Origin of the sequence: Bacillus mobilis, from assembly GCF_001884045.1 — a bacterium.
Taxonomy (GTDB): domain Bacteria; phylum Bacillota; class Bacilli; order Bacillales; family Bacillaceae_G; genus Bacillus_A; species Bacillus_A mobilis.
Genome location: NZ_MACF01000032.1, coordinates 1 through 268, shown reverse-complemented (window position 1 = coordinate 268; position 268 = coordinate 1). Strand labels below are relative to the sequence as shown.

At 39.2% G+C, this 268-nt stretch carries 1 pseudogene; it reads right to left on the bottom strand.

Annotation, left to right across the window (positions count from 1 at the left end):
• Positions 1–268: pseudogene (locus BAQ44_RS03500) on the bottom strand (Cna B-type domain-containing protein); the annotation flags it as partial.

Below are 268 nucleotides of genomic sequence, written 5' to 3'. Positions count from 1 at the left end.
GGTGTTTCCGGTTTTTCTTCTTTTATTTCCTCTATTGTTTCTTCTTCAACTTGCTCTTCTTCTGGTTTCACATGAATTTCCGGTTTCTCCGTAACTTCTGGCTTCTCTAGCTCTTTTGGCTCTTCTGTCACCTTTGGCTCTTCCGGTTTAACTGGATCTTCTAGCTCTTTTATTGTTTCTTCTTTATTTTGTTCTTCTTCTGGTGTTACTAAAATTTCCGGCTTCTCTTTTACCTCTGGTTTCTCTAACACGTTCGGTTCTTCTGTCA